This window comes from Rhodococcus sp. IEGM 1370 (assembly GCF_033142325.1).
Classification (GTDB): domain Bacteria; phylum Actinomycetota; class Actinomycetes; order Mycobacteriales; family Mycobacteriaceae; genus Rhodococcoides.
Genome location: NZ_JAWLRY010000002.1, coordinates 92,110 through 110,153, shown reverse-complemented (window position 1 = coordinate 110,153; position 18,044 = coordinate 92,110). Strand labels below are relative to the sequence as shown.

General features: G+C 65.2%; 17 protein-coding genes. 10 read left to right on the top strand and 7 right to left on the bottom strand.

Translation table 11 applies throughout. The features are described from left to right. The first annotated feature begins 120 nt into the window (after window positions 1-120). The gene (locus R4P47_RS03700) at window positions 121-681 is read left to right on the top strand and encodes a GtrA family protein (protein ID WP_179272203.1); all 561 of its coding nucleotides are present in this window, start codon (window positions 121-123) and stop codon (window positions 679-681) included. 21 nt (window positions 682-702) lie between these two features. Here R4P47_RS03700 and R4P47_RS03695 read toward each other — a convergent pair whose 3' ends face one another. Genes R4P47_RS03695 through R4P47_RS03680 form a run of 4 tightly spaced genes read right to left on the bottom strand, consistent with a single transcriptional unit; the run spans window position 703 to window position 4,232 of the window. Next, entirely contained in the window at window positions 703-2,022 is a 1,320-nt protein-coding gene (locus R4P47_RS03695; protein WP_094642328.1) for a sensor histidine kinase, read from the bottom strand. A gap of 6 nt (window positions 2,023-2,028) precedes the next feature. Continuing rightward, window positions 2,029-2,709 carry a response regulator transcription factor gene (locus R4P47_RS03690; RefSeq protein WP_037190266.1) on the bottom strand — a complete coding sequence of 227 codons (681 nt, stop codon included), beginning with the start codon at window positions 2,707-2,709 and terminating at the stop codon, window positions 2,029-2,031. Window positions 2,710-2,748: 39 nt separating this feature from the next. Further along, entirely contained in the window at window positions 2,749-3,348 is a 600-nt protein-coding gene (locus R4P47_RS03685) for a PH domain-containing protein (protein WP_094688946.1), read from the bottom strand. A 47-nt stretch (window positions 3,349-3,395) separates the two neighbouring features. After that, on the bottom strand, window positions 3,396-4,232 hold the full coding sequence (locus R4P47_RS03680; protein WP_149405436.1) for a biotin--[acetyl-CoA-carboxylase] ligase: 837 nt from the start codon (window positions 4,230-4,232) through the stop codon (window positions 3,396-3,398). A gap of 96 nt (window positions 4,233-4,328) precedes the next feature. On the opposite strand from R4P47_RS03680, the gene R4P47_RS03675 reads away from it, so the two are divergent. The 3 genes from R4P47_RS03675 to R4P47_RS03665 are packed head-to-tail and all read left to right on the top strand — an operon-like array spanning window position 4,329 to window position 6,903. Next, a complete protein-coding gene (locus tag R4P47_RS03675) occupies window positions 4,329-5,969 on the top strand; it encodes an acyl-CoA carboxylase subunit beta (RefSeq protein WP_149405435.1) in 1,641 nt (546 codons plus the stop codon). Next, complete coding sequence (locus R4P47_RS03670; protein WP_149405434.1) at window positions 5,966-6,238, top strand: acyl-CoA carboxylase subunit epsilon; 273 nt, start codon at window positions 5,966-5,968, stop codon at window positions 6,236-6,238. Before R4P47_RS03675 ends, R4P47_RS03670 begins: the two co-directional genes overlap by 4 nt. A 2-nt stretch (window positions 6,239-6,240) precedes the next feature. After that, window positions 6,241-6,903, top strand: coding sequence for a Maf family protein (locus R4P47_RS03665; RefSeq protein ID WP_149405433.1), 663 nt, complete (start codon window positions 6,241-6,243; stop codon window positions 6,901-6,903). A 48-nt stretch (window positions 6,904-6,951) separates the two neighbouring features. On the opposite strand, the gene R4P47_RS03660 is transcribed toward R4P47_RS03665, so the two are convergent. Beyond that, window positions 6,952-7,395 carry a flavodoxin domain-containing protein gene (locus R4P47_RS03660; protein ID WP_068051234.1) on the bottom strand — a complete coding sequence of 148 codons (444 nt, stop codon included), beginning with the start codon at window positions 7,393-7,395 and terminating at the stop codon, window positions 6,952-6,954. Between the two features lie 114 nt (window positions 7,396-7,509). After that, window positions 7,510-8,889 carry a hypothetical protein gene (locus R4P47_RS03655; RefSeq protein WP_149405432.1) on the bottom strand — a complete coding sequence of 460 codons (1,380 nt, stop codon included), beginning with the start codon at window positions 8,887-8,889 and terminating at the stop codon, window positions 7,510-7,512. A 155-nt stretch (window positions 8,890-9,044) separates the two neighbouring features. Between R4P47_RS03655 and R4P47_RS03650 the strand changes: the two genes are divergently transcribed. After that, window positions 9,045-10,310, top strand: coding sequence for a glycosyltransferase (locus R4P47_RS03650; RefSeq protein WP_188078566.1), 1,266 nt, complete (start codon window positions 9,045-9,047; stop codon window positions 10,308-10,310). 5 nt (window positions 10,311-10,315) lie between these two features. On the opposite strand, the gene R4P47_RS03645 is transcribed toward R4P47_RS03650, so the two are convergent. Next, window positions 10,316-11,620, bottom strand: a complete 1,305-nt coding sequence (locus R4P47_RS03645; RefSeq protein WP_149405430.1) for a hypothetical protein — start codon at window positions 11,618-11,620, stop codon at window positions 10,316-10,318. 592 nt (window positions 11,621-12,212) lie between these two features. Between R4P47_RS03645 and R4P47_RS03640 the strand changes: the two genes are divergently transcribed. The 5 genes from R4P47_RS03640 to R4P47_RS03620 all read left to right on the top strand — a co-directional run bounded on the left by R4P47_RS03640 (window position 12,213) and on the right by R4P47_RS03620 (window position 17,972). Further along, window positions 12,213-13,655 carry a condensation domain-containing protein gene (locus R4P47_RS03640; protein WP_149405429.1) on the top strand — a complete coding sequence of 481 codons (1,443 nt, stop codon included), beginning with the start codon at window positions 12,213-12,215 and terminating at the stop codon, window positions 13,653-13,655. Window positions 13,656-13,701: 46 nt separating this feature from the next. Next, window positions 13,702-15,159 (top strand): condensation domain-containing protein, encoded by a 1,458-nt coding sequence (locus tag R4P47_RS03635; protein ID WP_149405428.1) that lies wholly within the window; start codon window positions 13,702-13,704, stop codon window positions 15,157-15,159. Then, a complete protein-coding gene (locus R4P47_RS03630) occupies window positions 15,137-16,597 on the top strand; it encodes a condensation domain-containing protein (RefSeq protein ID WP_188078565.1) in 1,461 nt (486 codons plus the stop codon). The genes R4P47_RS03635 and R4P47_RS03630 overlap by 23 nt, the downstream gene beginning before the upstream one ends. 68 nt (window positions 16,598-16,665) lie before the next feature. Further along, a complete protein-coding gene (locus R4P47_RS03625) occupies window positions 16,666-17,562 on the top strand; it encodes a sulfurtransferase (RefSeq protein ID WP_094639333.1) in 897 nt (298 codons plus the stop codon). Further along, the gene (locus R4P47_RS03620; RefSeq protein ID WP_037188062.1) at window positions 17,559-17,972 is read left to right on the top strand and encodes a SufE family protein; all 414 of its coding nucleotides are present in this window, start codon (window positions 17,559-17,561) and stop codon (window positions 17,970-17,972) included. Before R4P47_RS03625 ends, R4P47_RS03620 begins: the two co-directional genes overlap by 4 nt. The last annotated feature ends 72 nt before the right edge of the window (window positions 17,973-18,044 follow it).

The window sequence follows — 18,044 nt, the reverse complement described above, 5'->3', positions numbered from 1 at the left end:
CATTCGGTCCGAACCGGCAGGCTCACTCGAGACGGCGGACTCGGCGAGGACCTGTGGAAACCCTGATGATCGGAGCCTCGGTTCGGCGGAACCGGAATGTGTTTCGTAGACTTCACCGTTGTGCCGACGATCGCAAGCGTGCTCCAGCGCTTACCCACGCCCCTTCGGGACCTCGCGATTCGGCACAGTGAGCTGATCAAGTTCGCCATCGTGGGTGGCACGACGATGGTCTTCGACCTCGTCATCTTCTATTCGCTCAGCCTGACGGTGCTCGAGCAGAAGCCGGTGATCGCCAAGATCATCTCGGGTGTCCTCGCCACCCTGCTCAGCTACTTCCTCAACCGTGAGTGGGCCTTCAAACACCGCGGCGGACGCGAGCGGCACCACGAGGCACTGCTCTTCTTCGCGATCAGCGGTATCGGTGTGCTCATCGCAGCCGGTCCGCTGTGGATCGCGAACAACGTCTTCGACATCCGCGATACCAGCGAATCCCTGACGACCGTGGTCATCATCGACTTCGTCCTCAACTACATCATCGGCAACCTGTTGCAGATGGCATTCCGGTTCTGGGCACTACGCCGCTTCGCTTTCCCCGAGGACAACGCGCGCACGATCCTGGAAGTGGACGCCGAACGCAACGAGGATCCGACCGACGCAGCGGACGCACTCGACCAACCCTGAGATGCACCAACGCTGAGATGCTCAGCGCGGTTCGCGCCGAGGCACGGCAGGCGACGGTTCCCGCCACGCAGGCAGGAACACCGAGAAGAGTGCCGGGCGGCGTCGCTGCAGTTCCAGACGTCCGCCGTCCGCCTCGATCAGCGCCCGGGCCAGTGCGAGCCCGACACCGGTGGAACCGGCTCCCGAGAATCCGCGGTCGAAGATGTGCGGAGCAAGTTCGTTGTTCACCCCTGGCCCCTCGTCCGAGACCTCGACGCAGACCAGTCTTTCGCGGCGTCCCTCGGTGCTCTCCACGGCCGAGACGGCTCGAACCGCCACCGTGCACGCTCCCTCTCCGTGCACCAGGGAATTGTCGATCAGCACCGAGACCGCTTCGCGCAAGCGCGATCCGGTCACCGAGGCCTTCAGATCCGCGTCGCCCTTGATCGCCAGGGTCCGACCCACGTCCTCGAAGTTTCGCTGCCATTCGACGATGGTTCCTGTCAGTTCCTCGACGACCGAGACCTCGTGCGCGTCGGCCGCGCCGTCACTACGAGAGGATCGAACGAGCTCGTCGATGGCAAGGGTCAGCCGATCCACCTGGTCCATCGCCTCGTTGGCCTCGTCGACCACCGCCGGGTCCGGGTGTGTGGAAATTTCGTCCAGGCGTAGACGGACAGCGGTCAGGCGACTGCGAAGCTGATGCGAGACATCGGCAACCAACGTGTGTTCACGCTGCAACCGTCCGGCGATCTCGACGGTGGCCGAGTCCAGAACCTCCGAGACCCGATCGAGTTCGGCGATGCCGTGCCGTCGTGGATCCGGCCTGAAGTCGCCCTCGGCCAGGCGAGCAGCTCGCCGCGCCACATCCTGCAGCGGGTCGGCCAAGCGCTTGGCCGTCACGACGGCCACGACGGTGCCTGCCATCGCAGATGCGAGCACGACGAGAGTCACCGCTCCCAGCGCTTGGCGCTGAAGGGACCGCATGTCGTCGGACGGCACTTCCAGGCGAAGCGAACCCGAGGTACCCATCGACAGCGATTCCACCAGCGGGCGAGGCACGGACGACTGCCCGATGTCCGCGCGCGAGGCTGCATCCTCCGGAGTCGGATAGATGACCACGAGCCGGCCGCCCTGCGGGATCGCCAACCGAAGCGAGCCGATGTCGAGTTGCCCCTCGATCAGCCCCGCAGACCCTTCCTGCGAGATGATCTCCGCCGCCATTCGATCCAGGCGTGCCTGCAGGTCGTTGCGGGTGAAATCCTCCACCCACAACCACGCGGTGTACATCAGGGGCAAACCGAGCAGCAACGCCGTCATGACGACGACGGCGAGAATCGAGACCAGAATTCGACGCCGCATCGACCGCTAGTCGCTGTTGATGCGGAAGCCGACGCCGCGCACCGTGGCGATGCGACGCTCGGCCACCGGCCCTTCGTCGCCGATCTTGCGACGCAGCCAGGACATGTGCATGTCCAGAGTCTTCGATCCGCGCAACTCTGCATCGCCCCAGACCTCACGCAGGATCACTTCGCGAGAGACGACCTGGCCCGCATGGTCGAGCAGGACCTTGAGCAGCTCGTATTCCTTGTTGGCGAGAGATATCTCGGTGCCACCGACCAGGACGCGTCGGGCAGCGGGTTCGAGACGGATAGCGCCGACCTCGATCGGGGAATCCTCCCCGGCACCACGGCGGCGGAGCAACGCACGTACGCGGGCCATGAGCTCGGCGAGGCGGAAGGGCTTACCGACGTAGTCGTCGGCCCCGGCGTCGAGGCCGACCACGAAGTCGACCTCGTCGGTGCGTGCGGTGAGCATGAGTACGGCAACCTCGGATCGGTTGGCACGCACCTGCCGACACACTTCGAGGCCGTCCATCCCCGGCAGGCCGAGGTCGAGTATCAACAGGTCGAATTTTCCGTCCAGCGCACGCTGAAGGGTGGCAGGGCCGGTCTGTTCGACGGTCACCGTGTAGCCCTCGCGCCCGAGAGCTCGGGACAGGGGTGCAGCAATGGCTTCGTCGTCTTCGGCAAGCAGCACGTCGGTCACATCGGTCACCCTACGGTTCGAAGGTGAGAACAGCCTGTGTTACCTGCGTTTACCGGCTCGCCAACCGGGCTTGGACTCGCCGGCCGAATCCTCGGGTGTCGGCTCGAACGCCGCTTCCCGGCCGTGCACGGGTTCGCGACGGTACTCCATCGAGTCGAATACTTGCTGGTAGAGCAGCGAATGGACGCGTTGTACGTGCGGAATGTCGTCGAACTCGAGTGGGTCGTCCGATGCCGAGGCGATGATCAGCGTGCCGGTCCGCAACATCCGGTCGATCAGTCCGTGTCGAAACTGCACATTGCTGATTCGGCTCATCGGAATGTCGATGCCGGAGTGGGTGAGCACGCCTTGCCTGATCAACACTCGTCGATCGGTGACGATGAAATGCGTGCACTTCCAGCTGATCAGCGGCACCAGGCACCGCCACACGACGATCGCCGCCCACAGCACCGCTGTGGCGATCATGGCGGCGTTCGCTGCCGTCGAGTCGAGGCGTGCACTCGCGGCCCCCAGACCGACGCCTGCCAGGCCCGTGACGAGAACGAACGTGACCGACGGCAGGACGAGCATCTTCCAGTGGGGGTGATGATGAAGCAGGAGCTCTTCCTCGTCTGCCAACGCGTCCTGTGGATAACCCACGTGCACTCCTGACTACTCGCTACGACTTCCGTCGAGTCGATATGGTCTCACGCGAGAGGTCGCAGATGAGTGACATCACCGGCGGCCACGGCCAGCACCGACGGGTGATCGGACCCGGGGTGCTCGACCTCGATCACGATCCGGCCGTGCTCGTCGACGTCGACCGCAGTTCCGACCTTCTCGTCGCCACCGGGCAGATCGACTCGCACACGCTGCCCGATCGTGCCGCACCTGTCCCGGTACCGGTGGGCGAGGGCGTCGGTGTTCCAGTTCGAGTCCCGCCACGAGTCGATCTCGGCGGCCATCCCCCGCAGAATCGCCCGAACCAACGTGTCGCGGTCGAGAACCGCGGCCCCCTCCAGCGCCAATGACGTCGCCGTGGGTACCGGCAACTCGTCGACGGTCATCGTCACATTCACCCCGAGCCCGATGACGACAGTGGGCGACGGTCCGTGCGCGGCGACCTCGGCCAGGATGCCCGAGACCTTCTTGCCTCCGATGAGGACGTCGTTGGGCCATTTCAGCCGAGCATCCACTTCACCGACGGTGCGCAACGCGTCGACGAGAGCGATTCCGGTCATGAGCGACACCCAGCCGAGCACGGCGGGATCGATTCCCGGGAACTTCAGCAGCATCGACACGAGGATCTGCGACCGAGGCGCGCCGGAGAACGGTCTTGCATGCCTGCCACGTCCGCTGTCCTGGTGTTCGGCGATCAATGCCGTCCGGTCTGCGTAGTTGGCAACCCCCGCGATCAGGTCGGCATTGGTCGAACCGGTCTCCGCCACCACGTCCAGCCGGGACCACGAGGCCTGCGGGCCGTCCACCAGCGCCCGGCGAAGCGCGCGGACGTCCAGTGGTGGCCGATCGAGGTTTGTCCACATGCGCACCAGCATATGGGCTCGCCGACAGGCCGACGGCCTGTCGGCAACCACCCTCGGTCGGGGCGCAGATCACACTCGCAGTTAAAGTGGTGCCCCATGACCAGCGTCCAGGATTCCACTGCACACGGGTCGGCCGAAGCCCCCGATATCCATACCACTGCGGGTAAATTGGCCGATCTTCGTAAACGTCTCGCGGTTGCGGAGATTCCGTCCGGTGAGGCAGCGGTGGACAAGGTCCACGCCAAAGGCAAGCTCACCGCCCGTGAGCGGATCACCGCGTTGCTCGACGAGGGCTCGTTCGTCGAACTCGACGCCCTGGCCCGGCACCGCTCCCAGAACTTCGGGCTCGGGGACAACCGGCCCTTCGGTGACGGTGTCGTCACCGGCTACGGCACCGTCGACGGCCGCGATGTGTGCGTGTTCTCCCAGGACGCGACCGTCTTCGGCGGCTCCCTGGGCGAAATCTACGGCGAGAAGATCGTCAAGGTCATGGACCTGGCCGTCAAAACCGGACGGCCCCTGGTCGGGATCAACGAAGGTGCCGGAGCCCGCATCCAGGAAGGTGTCGTCTCCCTCGGGTTGTACGGCGAGATCTTCCACCGCAACGTCCGCGCCTCCGGAGTGATCCCACAGATCTCGGTGATCATGGGACCCGCCGCCGGCGGGCACGTCTACTCCCCGGCGCTGACCGACTTCGTGGTCATGGTCGACGGCACGAGCCAGATGTTCGTCACCGGACCCGACGTCATCAAAACCGTCACCGGCGAGAACGTCACCATGGAAGAACTCGGTGGCGCGCACACCCACATGGAAAAGTCCGGGGTCGCGCACTACGTCGCCTCCGGCGAACAGGACGCGTTGGATTACGTCCGCGACCTCCTGTCGTATCTACCGAGCAACAATCGCGCCGACGCCCCCCGCACCGCACCCTCGGACCCGATCGCCGGGTCGATCGAGGACAATCTGACCGCCGAGGATCTCGAACTCGACACCCTGATCCCCGACTCACCGAACACCCCGTACGACATGCACGAGGTCATCACCCGGATCCTCGACGACGACGAATTCCTCGAAGTCCAAGAAGGTCGGGCCCGCAACATCATCGTCGGGTTCGGGCGCATCGACGGCCGATCGGTGGGGATCGTGGCCAACCAACCCACCCAGTTCGCCGGAACGTTGGACATCGATGCTTCCGAGAAAGCAGCCCGGTTCGTGCGGACCTGCGACTGCTTCAACGTCCCGATCATCACCCTGGTCGATGTTCCCGGGTTCCTGCCCGGCACCGGGCAGGAATACAACGGCATCATCCGACGCGGCGCGAAACTGCTCTACGCCTACGGCGAAGCGACCGTCGGGAAGATCACCGTCATCACCCGCAAAGCGTACGGCGGCGCGTACGACGTGATGGGGTCCAAGCACATGGGAGCCGACGTCAACCTCGCCTGGCCGACCGCGCAGATCGCCGTCATGGGAGCCTCCGGTGCCGTCGGGTTCGTCTACCGCAAACAGTTGCTCGAAGCAGCGAAGAACGGGGAGGACGTCGACGCCCTGCGCCTGAGGTTGCAGCAGGAATACGAAGACACCCTCGTCAACCCCTACATCGCCGCCGAACGCGGCTACCTCGACGCCGTCATACCCCCCAGCCACACCCGCGGCCAGATCGTCACCGCACTACGACTACTCGAACGCAAACAAGTCACCCTCCCACCCAAGAAACACGGAAACATCCCACTATGAACGAAGCGAATCATGACGCAGCGAACGACGCAGCGAATCCGAGCGAGGTGGTTTCCCCGTCCCCTGCGGCTGTTCGGGTGGTGAAGGGCAATCCGAGCGACGAGGAAATCGCCGCTCTGGTGACGGTTCTGACGGCTGCCCAGGGCGGATCCGAGTCGACGGGCGATTCTCGTCCTCGTGAGCTGTGGGGTTCTCCGGAGTTGCTGCATCGCCGATTCGCACCTCAGTCGGCGTATTCGTTTGCCGCGTCGGGCCGCTACCCACGGTGACGATGCGGTCGTCCGACGCTGTGCCGGGGTCTGTTCGTCTGGTCCTGGCGTCGGCGTCGCCTGCGCGTCTGTCTGTGCTGCGCGGTGCCGGGGTGGAGCCGATCGTCCGGGTGTCGGGTGTCGACGAGGATGCGTTGACAGCGGCGCTCGGGCCGTCGGTGTCGCCGGAAACGGTGGTCACGGAACTTGCCCGAGCCAAGGCCGCCGCGGTGGCCGAGACGTTCTCGGATTCGAGCGACGATCTGGTGATCGTCGGCTGCGATTCGATGTTGGCCATCGGCGGGGAGCTGCACGGTAAGCCACATTCGGTCGAGGTGGCGCGCACGAGATGGCAGTCGATGGCGGGCAACAGCGGCGACTTGCTGACCGGCCACGCTGTGCTCCGAGTGACCGACGGAGTGGTCGTGGCGCAGGCTGCAGCGCACAGCTCGACCGTCGTACATTTCTCGACGCCGTCCTCGGTGGACCTCGAGGCCTACCTCGACTCGGGTGAACCGTTGTCGGTGGCCGGGGCGTTCACGTTGGACGGGCTCGGCGGCTGGTTCGTCGACCGCATCGAGGGCGATCCGTCGTCGGTGATCGGCATCGGCCTACCGCTGGTGCGAACACTGCTCATTCGTGTGGGTACGTCCCTGGCCGCACTGTGGGGCAGCGCCCCGTCCTGACCGTCCGGCTCCGCCGACCGCTGGGCCGGACGGAGCCGAGTCCTGCCGTCAGGGCAGAAGATCGATCAATTCGCGAGCCCACTCCTCGGCCATGGTCTTCGGCTTGATGTTCGACGAGCTGTCGTGCCGAGCATGAGTACCGACCTGCTTGCCGCCGAGCTCGGTGAGCTTCTCGGCGATGATCTCGCCGCCGCGGTTGAAGGTGTCCTCGTAGACCCGGTCGCCCAGACCGAACACCGCGAACTGCAGTCCCGCGAGGTCCGGCGCATCCTCGACGAGCGCATCGAAGAAGGGTTCTGCACCGGTGGGGAGCTCTCCGTCTCCGTAGGTGGAGCAGATGACCACGTGGAAGTCGTCGGTGTCGATGTCGGACACCTCGTACTCGAGCATGTCGCGTACCTCGGCGTCATGATCGCTGAGCACGTCCGCAATCTTGTCGGCGACCTCCTCGGCCGTACCGGTCTCGGACCCGAACAACACGACCACTGCCATGGATCGCTCCCCTTTCTCACACCTGCTCGAACACTCGAACAGTCGGAAAGCATAGCCTCACCGGCGATCCGGTCGAAAATCCGTCCTTGCCCGCCATTGTGACTTGTCTCGAGGTCACCAGAACTCGGGCGTCAGGCCCCATCGATCGAACTCCACCTCGACGAGCCCTCTCAGGTGCTCCTTGCTGGGAAAGCTGTCCGGATCGAGCCCGGTGACGCACAGGGTGGCGCGTTCGCCCGATTCGTTCCACCAGGCGCTGACGCCACCGCCCGTGCGGCGCAGTAGGGCCACGTCGGTGTTCTGCGTGATGGACCTCATCGCCACCGCGGTGGCGTCCAGACCACCGATGGTCCGCAGTGCGACGCCTCTGGCACCGAGATTCGAGCACAGACACAGCGGGGCCGAGCCCGACGCGGCGAGTTTGGCCACGATCGCGTCGGGCAGCAACTGCATCAGCGGTTTGAGGAGCTCGAACGTCGTGGTGACCGTGCGATCGGCCTGGGTTCTGAAGGCGTTTTTGCTCGCCGCTCGAATTGCTCCGAGATCGTCGAGGTACGCCCCTCCCGGCTCGACGTGGATCGAGACGCCGGACGTCGCGTTGGCACGCCGATCACCCGTGGTCCTGGTACTGACCGGGAGGGCGACGCGTACCCGGTCCTCGGTCGAGACTCGGCCGCTGCCGGTCAGTATCCCGAGCACCACCGCGACCAGGAGGCTGTTGGAACTGCCGCCTTTGTTCGCCGCGGCGGCAGACCACTCCGCAGACAGACAATCGACGACGACGGTGCTCGGCGTCCACGCGCCCTCGGCAGGGGCGACGATCGCACGCGGACGGTCGGCACCGGTGCCCTCCGGTGTTCCTGCGCTCGCGTCGGCGGACGCCGTGGACCGTGCCCGTACCGCCGCCACCGCGGTGCGGCCGAGCGCTCGTGCCGCACCCGAGAGCGCTGCACCGACACGGCCGAGACCATCGGAGAGATCGGCACGGGAGATCGCCGTCGCGGACAGGGGACCGTCATCGAGGCCGACGCGCAGAAAATCGTCGGGGACGGCATGTCCGGCCAGCGCGGCCGCGGCTGCGGAGGTGAGTGCCCCGCCGTCGCCGACGACGTGAGAGCCGACCAACGACACGACCGTGCCGCCTTCTTCCACCGACGTGGCCGACAATCGCCACGCCGGTCCCCCGATCGGATCCAACGCCACGGCGGCCTCGTCCTCGATCCACCTGTCGACCGCCGCACGGGCGATCGGTGGCCCGATCACCACCGGATCGGCGGGTCGACGCGCTGCGGTCCAGCTGTCACGGGCTCCGGGCACCCGGGCCCGTCGAACGGATCGATCGATCGGGCCTTCGGCGAGCATTCGCCACATCGATCGCAGCGCGTCCGGAGCGACGGCGCGGTCGAACCGCCAGACGATCTGGTTCACCACCGGTACCCCGAGAACGCACTCCATCCGGAGGAACAGGTCGTCGTCGTACGTCAGTCTTTCCACCCCGCGAGACTATCGCTGCGCGAGCGCGGACGCAGGTGGGCCGCAAATGTGTTTCCCGCCATATGTTTTCCGATCCGAACTGCGGCGGGCGGGACTGATAGGTTGAGGACGTTTTCCACGCCGACGCGACTGCGAGTGACCCTATGAAGTTCGTGATGCCATTCAACGGCAGTCGCGGTGACGTGACGCCCGGTCTTGCGCTCGGCGTCGAACTCGCGGATCGCGGACACGACGTGGTGTTCGGCGCACCACCGAACCTCATGGACTTCGCTCGCGCGAAAACGGCTGAGTCCGAACGAATCGGCGTGGTCTCGTTCGGGCCGGACACCCAGCGACTGCTGGAGTCGGAGTTGATCAGGGTGCGGATCAAGTCGCGTAACCCGCGGACCAAGATGGCGGCACTCGCGGAACTGGCCAATTACGGCTGGGATCAGATGACGGGCGAACTCGAACGGATGGCCCAGGGCTGCCACGCGATCGTCACCGGTTCGCTGGGGCAGGAGATGGCGTTCAACATGGCGGAGCACACAGGCAATGCTTTTGTGGCACTGCACTATTGCCCGCTCCGGCGCAACGATGTCGTGCCCGTGACCCCGGGCATCGCATTACCGGGATACGTCAACCGGTCGATGTGGGCGCTGGCGGAGTCGATGCGCTGGAAATCCATGAAGGCCCGCGAGAACGCGCAGAGGAAGTCCCTGGGTCTGGCACCGACGCGTCATTCGCTGCCTGTTCGGTCCGAACGCTACGGCGGAGTGGAGATTCAGGCGTACGAGTCGGCGCTGTTCCCCGGGCTCGCAGAACAGTGGGGCTCACACCGCCCGTTCGTCGGATTCCTGGGGCTGAGCAGCGCTCGCGTCGACTCCGATCCCGCGTTGGAAGAATGGCTGCAGGCAGGCTCCCCGCCGGTGTACTTCGGCTTCGGCAGCATGCCCGTCCCCGATCCCGCGGCGCTGTTGCGCATGATCGAGAACGTGACCCGAAGGCTGGGCGTTCGCGCTCTCGTCTGTGCCGGCTGGAGCGACCTGATCGGTGCCGATTCTGCTGCTGTCCAATCGAATTCGAACATCATGATCGTCGAGTCGGTCGATCACGCGAGCATCCTGCCGCGATGCGTGGCTGCGGTCCACCACGGTGGCGCAGGCACGACGGCTGCGACGGCGCGGGCCGGCCTGCCGACACTCGTCTGCTGGTTCAGCGCCGATCAGCCGTTCTGGGGAGCCGCGCTGCGCAGGATCGGAGCCGGCACCAGCACGAAATTCTCGACCTTGACCGAATCCGTTCTCCAGCAGGGCATTACCGATATCACCACCGAACGCGCCAGGCAGGCGGCACGCCGACTCGCCGAGTCAGTCGCCCCGACTGCAACTGCAGTGGCCGCAGCTGCCGACATCACCGAGGCGGCAGCGCGGAACCGCTGACGCACTCACCAGAATCGCGCAGCCAACTCCCAGCGACCCAGCGCCTCCGCCAGATGGTCACGCAGTGCCCGGTCATCGACGAATCGATCTGGGTCCATAGCGTGGACGGTCACGGTGACGCTCGCGCCCGTCTCGCACAGCCAGGCCGTCAGCCCACCGTCCAACGATCGCGCGAATGCGGCGTCGGCACCCGCGAAGGTCGCCCTGCCCGATACGGCACGAGCTTCGATACCGGCCACCGTGGTGAAGACCTCGGGCAGAGCACCCAGGTTCGACGCCAGGCCTTCCGCACCGTCACGCGGTTGCGGAACACGCGCGACCACGGCGTCGGGCAGCATCTGCACGAGGGCCTGCGAGATGCCTGCGGGTGGTAGACCGGCAGCCTGCCTCGCGGCGAAAGCGGTGAATGCCGCCTTGCTGATTTTCCGAATCGTCGACAGATCGCGGTCGGCCGCGTCGGTGACGGGGACCTCGATCTTGACGATCTTGGTGGCATTGGAGCGAGTGTCGTCGACGGTGCGATCGCTGACCGGCAAAGACCACTGCACCGAGTCTCCGATCGAGGCTCGCCCGGCCTGCCCGGAGGCTGCCGTGAGAACGGCGATGAACAGTGAATTGGACGTGCCACCCCATCGCTGGGCAGCCGCTTTCCAAGTACCTGCGTCCACCTCTGCCACCGCATGAGGCGATACCCAGTCTGCATCCACGGCACCGGCCGTCGGCTGTGAGCGAGTCGGCTGCGAGCGCGGGACAACGACGTCCGGACCGGATCGGGTGGGAATCGGTAGCGCGGACGCAGCGGTGTTCACCAACCAGCCGGCTACGGACCGCACTTGCCCCACGGCGTCTCGCAGGTCCGAGCCGATGGCCGCGATTCCGTCCTCGGTCGGAACCGACCGAGGGTGCACGGACGGGGAGTTCGCAGCCGCGAACGCGGCGATCAGAGCGCCGCCGTCGGCGACCATGTGCGAAGCGACCAACGAGAGCACCGTCCCTCCGTCGGTCAGAGGAGCTGCCGCCAGTCGCCAACCGAGACCGGTCTCGGGATCGATGTCGTCATCGATGCAACCGTCGGCCCAGGCCGACACTTCGGTCGATTCGATGAAGTGTGGGTGAAACTCCAGTGAATGGGAGACGTTCGAGGCCACCCATCGAGCGCGGGCAGTAGGCACCGTCGACGAGACCACTCGGCGCGCGAGCAGACCGCCGGACAGGTTGTCGCGTAGCTTTTCCAGGTCCACTCGCTGGACGGTTTCGTCGAACCACCACAAGAACTGGTTGTAGACGGGATATCCGATGCCGTGATGCATTCGCAAGAATAAGTGATCGGCAAATCCAATTCGAGTCACGCGCCGAACCTACTACATCCACGAAGCAGGGGTAGTGGTGTCAATTCGCCACACCAATGCATTCACATTCGGCAATAGGTGCACGAAAAAGACGTCCCGAATGTGTCCCGGACCATGTTCGATCCATTCAGTGGCGTGGGTCGTGTTTCGGGTCGCACGACAGTTTGCACCACACTTCGATTGTGAACTATCATCACGCTGACCAGCAAAGTCAGTGATTCGTTCATAAGATACGACAATCGGACGCTCCCTCGACTCCCGATCGGCGACCGGCGAGTCAAGACGCTCGACAGTGAGAAGTATTACTTTTTCGCGCTGCGAAATAATTTCGCTTTCGCCCTATCGTGTTCTCTGAACTCACTTCGGGTCGACGGCAACGACGTTGTTCTTTCAATGCGGAAAGCAGCAATCCAACAGCAATCGGATAAAGCGACCGGTCGGCTGCCCGATCATCGCCGACGGGTTTACACGATCGACTCGACCGTAATCGAACGTGCAATACCGAACCAACGCCGCGCACCGCTGACCGAGCCCGGAACGGAAGAGGACTCCCATGGAATACACCGAACTCGCCGACTACCCCCTCCCCGCCGGTCGCCTGACCGAGTGGGTCCCCCGCGTCGACGACGACCGTTGGGAACCGGACCCCCGCGGTCTGTCCTACACGCACCAGGACCATTGCGAGCGCAGCGCTCCGGGCTCGTGGATCGGCACGGTGTTCGAGATTCATCGCCGCTACGACGTCGATGCAGTGCGCGCAACCATCACCGCGTACATGGGTCGTCACGAGGCATTTCGGACCAAGGTCAGGCGCGACGAGGAATCCGGTTCCTGGCTGCGCTACACCGCACCCACAGATGCAGTGCAGGTGACCGACCGGGCCCACACCGAACCCCGGACAGAGACTCAGGTCTTCAGCCATCTGCACTCCTGGTTCGGCGACACCGTCTCCCCGACGGCATGGCCGCACTTCGTCCTCGCGACCATCGAACCGGACGACGCCTCCCGCGCTCTCTCGAACGGGCCGGGAGAGTCGTTTCTACTCGCGTTCGCCGCCGACCACTCGGTGATGGACGCCTACAGCCAGATCTACGCCATCAACGAGATCGACAGGCTCTACGCGCACGCCCTCGAAGGCATCGACCCACAATTGCCCGAGGTCGGCAGCTATGTGGACTTCAGCCAGTCCGAGAGGGCTCTCGGCGAGACGCTGACCGGTGACCACAGCGCCGTGCGCACCTGGCAGGACTTCCTGGCCGTGGAGGACGGACGCTTTCCCGCATTTCCCCTTCCGGTGTCGGTCGACCGGTCGCTCACCGGCCCGGCCGCACAGAGCAGCATCTCGTCCTGGCTGCTGACTTCCGAGCAGTCGGATGCCTTCAACGCTGCATGCCGCAAGGCCGGGTACAACATGCAGGCCGGAATACTGGCCGCTCTGGCGCTGACGAACGTCCGCCTGTCCGGTCGCACGACGTTGCGCACCGTGATGCCGATGCACACCAGAGACGAACAGAAGTGGGCCGCGGCGGTGGGGTGGTACGTCGGGATTCTGCCCATGGAGATCGAGCTCGGTGACGCTCGCACCTTCGGGGAGGCAGTCGCGGCTGCAGCAACTGCAGGCGCGGCGAACAAGGGGTTGGCACGGATGCCGTACTCCAAGATCGCCCAGATCCTCGAGTCGACGGAAATTCCTCGATTCGTGGTGTCCTACATAGACCTTCGATTCCTCCCGGATGCCGAGCAGTGGCAGGACCGCAAGGGTCGGGCTCTGCGGAGCAACTGCCACGCCGAGGACGAGGTCTACTTCTGGGTCAACCGGACGCTCCAAGGGCTCAACATCTCCGCGCGATTCCCCAGCTCGGATGTCGCGTCGACCAACGTCCACCGCTTCATCACCGAGTTCGTCGCCGTGTTGACGGCAGTGATCGACTCCGACAGTGGTACCGATACGGTGCTCACGTCGGCCTCACGGTCGGTGACCGTCGCCGCAGAGTGAGTCGTCGAATCAGCCCGCGGCCCTTATCGAGGAGGATGAAGCGACCATGATCATCACCGCTATGGGCAGATGGAATCCTGCTCCCGGCCGACTGCTCGAATGGCACCCCACTGCGGCTGCCCGTGCGAGTGCCCAAGCGGCACCTGTCGATTCGACTCCGGTCTCGTTTCTCCAGGAGGACCACCTGAAGGCCGCGTGGGCGGCCCGCGAACGCGGCGATGTGCACACCGCGTACACCGGGGTGGCAACCGAGATCGACGGTGACGTGGACACGGATGCGATGAGCCGCGCACTGGCCGCCTACGTGCTGCGTCACGAGGGCCTTCGATGCTGGTTCGAGGTCGAGGGAAACAACGTCGTTCGGCATCTCGCCCCACCCGAGGTCGCGGCGTTCGAGGTGACCGACGCCGGAGAAACCACGGACGACGACCGATTCCAACGGTACGTACGGGGGCGCTTCTCCTCCGAGGCGACCGCGGACGCCTGGCCGGGATTCGTCGTCGGTGTCGTGGCCAGGCCCGGCAGCTTCACCCTGTACTACGGCGCAGATCACGCATTCACCGACGGCGGCTCGCAAGCGTTGGTCATCAGCGAGTTGGCCGATCTGTACGCACTCGAGACCGGCGCGGACGTACCTACCCCGGCAGAGGCAGGTAGCCATCTGGCCTACGCCGCCGACGAACGGGCTCGGGCCGCGACGTTCGGGGCCGATTCTCCCGAAATCGCGGCCTGGCGAGACATTTTCACCCGACACGACGGCCGGATGCCTCGGTTCCCGCTCGACCTCGGCCTCGCGCCCGGCGAGAAAGCTCCGGTCCGCATCGTCGAACGCGACCTGTTGAGCAAAGAACTGACCGCTGCATTCGACGCCGCGTGCAAGGCCGCTGGGGCGCGGATGAGCAGCGGCATATTCGCCGCCGTCGGGATCACCGACTTCGAGTTGGCCGGTAACACCGACTACTTCGGGATCACCGTGCTCAGCACCCGGCAACACGGTGACTACGGACAGTCCCAGGGATGGTTCGTCAACTTCGCTCCGGTCGCATTCGAGGTGGCGGGACACGACAGGTTCTCCGACGTCGCGGCTGGAGCCCACCGAGGCTTCGAGCAGGCCAAGCAGATCGCAGAGGCTCCGGTGCACGCCGTGCTGGGCGCGCTGGCCGCCGACGGCACTCTCGGTAGCGAGTTGGCAGTGAGTCCGAACATGCTCTCGTACATCGACTTTCGCTGGTTCCCCGGCGTCGGACGAGACGCGGATACGCGCGCCAAGCATTTCACCGGCGAGGGTTCGACGTCGAACGCATCGATGTGGATCAACCGAGACGGTGAGCACCTGTACCTGGTGGCCCAGACCCCTGATACCGACGTTGCCGCCGCAGCGGTGAAGCGGTACCACGATCGTCTGGCGCAGGTACTGGAAACCATTGCACGCGAAGGTGATTACAATCTGACGCTCGAAAATCTGGTTCAGGAGCCGGCCGGTGCGGGTCACCTCGATCACTGAGTACACCCCACGCGCGGGCACCGTCGTCGAGTTCACCGCCGTCGTCACCGGGAAACCGCAGCCGTCGACGGTTCCGCCGTCGTTCAACCAACGGTTTCACCTCGGCGATCTGGACGAAGCCGAGCGCGTCTGGATTGCCGGAGCCTTCGAGGTGCAGGGCAGGCTCGACACCCGCGCACTGGGGTGGGCCTTCGAGCGCCTGATCGACCGACACGACACCCTGCGCAGTTCGTTCGTTCGCACGGCGGCGGGAATCGAGCGGACGGTTCACGAACCGGGTGCGGTCGAGATGAGGGAAACCACTCGAACCACCTTCTCGTCGGGGTCGATGCTCCGGAGTCACCTCCGAAGCTCGCTCGAACTACACTGCGACGCACGACGATTCCCGTCGTACACCTGTTTCGGAATCGATCGGCCGGACACCTCGACGGTGTTGTGCGCGTTCGATCATTCCAACGTCGACGCCATGTCGATCGCAGTCGTGGTCGACGAGATCAACACCCTGTACGACGCCTACCGCCGCTGCCCGTCGAACCCGGAGACAGCCCTGCCTCCGGTCGGTGGGTTCGTCGAGTACTGCCGTGTCGAAGCAACCCAGCCACTCGTCGATCCCACGGACGAACGCATGGTGCGGTGGTCGAACTTTCTCACCGAGTGCGGTGGCACCACGCCGCGTTTCCCGCTCGACCTCGGCGTCGCCGAGGGTGAAACCGCGCCTCAGGCAACGACTGTCACGCCCTTGCTCGACGCGCAGCACACCCTCGACTACGCGGAGCTCTGCGCCCGTTCCGGAGCCGGGATGTTCGCCGGGGTCGTCGCTGCGATCGGGCAGGCCTGCGCGGGTATCGGCGGACCGAGCCGCGTGCCGTTCCTGTTCCCGTTGCACACCCGCCATCAACAGCAATTCTCGCGTGCACTGGGCTGGTTCACCACGAACGCTCCCATGACCGTGGAGGTAGAACACGACCTCACCGACACGATCACCGCGGCCCACACAGCGTTTCGTGCAGCACTGCCACTGAGCACCGTTCCGATCCCCCAGGTACTGAACAACCTCGGTGACGCGTTCACCCTGTCGCGTCGAGACGTGTTCATGGTGTCGTACATCGACTACACCAGAATCGGTGGACACGAACGCTTCGACCGAACCGATGCACACCACATCAGCAACGCCACGGTGTCCGACGACGCGCAGTTCTGGGTTTCCCGCACCACGGCGGGCCTGGCATTGCGGTCACGATTTCCCGACACTGCACAGGCACACTCGGTGATGAATGCGTTCACCGCCGAACTCGTCGCCCTCCTGCGGGTCTCCACAACGAAACCCGAGAGCGCTGCCCTGACGCCCAGACAAACCGCTTCCGCAGGCTCCACTCCTGCCCTCATAGAAGTCGTTCCGCAGGCTCCACTCCTGCCCCGTGACAGAGGTTCCGCATAGGATCGACAGTGCAGACCGTCCACCCCCGGGCGGGCCGCCAGCCGAATATCTTCCGTAGGAGCCGATACGTGCCTGTACCAACCGATTCCAACGCAACGTTCGCCGACTATGCGCATCCGGATCGTCTCGTATCGACCGAATGGCTCTCCGCTCATCTCGGTACCCCCGGCCTTCGGGTCGTCGAATCCGACGAGGACGTGTTGCTCTACGACGTCGGCCACATTCCCGGCGCGGTCAAGATCGATTGGCATCTCGACCTCAACGATCCGGTCACTCGCGACTACATCGACGGCGAGCAGTTCTCGAAACTGATGAGCCGCAAAGGCATTTCCCGGGACGACACCATCGTCGTGTACGGCGACAAGAGCAACTGGTGGGCCGCGTATGCATTGTGGGTCTTCACGCTGTTCGGACATCAGGACGTGCGTCTGCTCGACGGTGGCCGCGACGCCTGGTTGTCGGAGAACCGCGACACCACCCTCGACGTGCCCGAGTTCCCCGCCACCGACTACCCGGTGATCGAACGCGACGATGCACCCATTCGTGCGTTCGCCTCCGATGTCCTCGGCTCGCTCGGAACGGTCCCGTTGATCGACGTTCGCTCCCCCGCCGAGTACACCGGCGAGCGCACCCACATGCCCGACTACCCGGAAGAAGGTGCACTGCGCGGAGGTCACATCCCCACCGCCGTGAGCATCCCGTGGGCCAAGGCAGCCGCACCGGACGGACGGTTCCGGTCTCGCACGGAACTGGACGAGATCTACTCCGGCACCTCCGCCACCGACGACGTGATCGCCTACTGCCGGATCGGTGAGCGTTCGAGCCACACCTGGTTCGTGTTGACCCATCTGCTCGGGTACCAGTCGGTGCGCAACTACGACGGCTCGTGGACCGAATGGGGCAACGCCGTTCGCGTCCCGATCGCCAAGGGCGAGGAGCCCGGATCGGCTCCGGCCACTCGATGAGCGCCTTGCCGGAATCCCTGGCCGAGATAGTCGAGGACTTCGCCGCGGTGGAGGGGCAGGACAAGCTGCAGCTGTTGCTGGAGTTCAGTCGCGAACTGCCTCCTCTGCCGGACCACCTTGCTCAGGATGCGATGGAGCCGGTGCCGGAGTGCCAGTCTCCGCTGTTCCTGTCGGTGGATGCAGGCGATCCGGCGCGGGTCCGGCTGTACTTCAGCGCCCCGCCGGAAGCTCCGACCACGCGGGGGTTCGCCTCGATCCTGGCGCAGGGACTCGACGGTCTCGGCGCACAGGAGATCCTCGACGTACCGGACGACTTCTACTCGGCTCTGGGGCTGAGCGACGCGGTGAGCCCGTTGCGACTGCGCGGTATGTCGGCGATGTTGGCGCGGATCAAGCGTCACCTGCGTTGACCGGCGACGGCCGCAGGTGGCGTGCCGTCGTCTTGATCGATACAACGCGTCGTCGTTAGACTCCGCGGCAGG

Excerpts from the sequence above, each read along its gene's own strand:
- R4P47_RS03620 (WP_037188062.1), top strand. The coding sequence starts at position 17,559 with ATGAGCGCCTTGCCGGAATCCCTGGCCGAGATAGTCGAGGACTTCGCC.
- R4P47_RS03660 (WP_068051234.1), bottom strand. The coding sequence starts at position 7,395 with ATGGCAGTGGTCGTGTTGTTCGGGTCCGAGACCGGTACGGCCGAGGAG.
- R4P47_RS03650 (WP_188078566.1), top strand. The coding sequence starts at position 9,045 with ATGCCATTCAACGGCAGTCGCGGTGACGTGACGCCCGGTCTTGCGCTC.
- R4P47_RS03665 (WP_149405433.1), top strand. The coding sequence starts at position 6,241 with ATGCGGTCGTCCGACGCTGTGCCGGGGTCTGTTCGTCTGGTCCTGGCG.
- R4P47_RS03670 (WP_149405434.1), top strand. The coding sequence starts at position 5,966 with ATGAACGAAGCGAATCATGACGCAGCGAACGACGCAGCGAATCCGAGC.
- R4P47_RS03675 (WP_149405435.1), top strand. The coding sequence starts at position 4,329 with ATGACCAGCGTCCAGGATTCCACTGCACACGGGTCGGCCGAAGCCCCC.
- R4P47_RS03680 (WP_149405436.1), bottom strand. The coding sequence starts at position 4,232 with ATGTGGACAAACCTCGATCGGCCACCACTGGACGTCCGCGCGCTTCGC.
- R4P47_RS03695 (WP_094642328.1), bottom strand. The coding sequence starts at position 2,022 with ATGCGGCGTCGAATTCTGGTCTCGATTCTCGCCGTCGTCGTCATGACG.
- R4P47_RS03635 (WP_149405428.1), top strand. The coding sequence starts at position 13,702 with ATGATCATCACCGCTATGGGCAGATGGAATCCTGCTCCCGGCCGACTG.
- R4P47_RS03640 (WP_149405429.1), top strand. The coding sequence starts at position 12,213 with ATGGAATACACCGAACTCGCCGACTACCCCCTCCCCGCCGGTCGCCTG.
- R4P47_RS03645 (WP_149405430.1), bottom strand. The coding sequence starts at position 11,620 with ATGCATCACGGCATCGGATATCCCGTCTACAACCAGTTCTTGTGGTGG.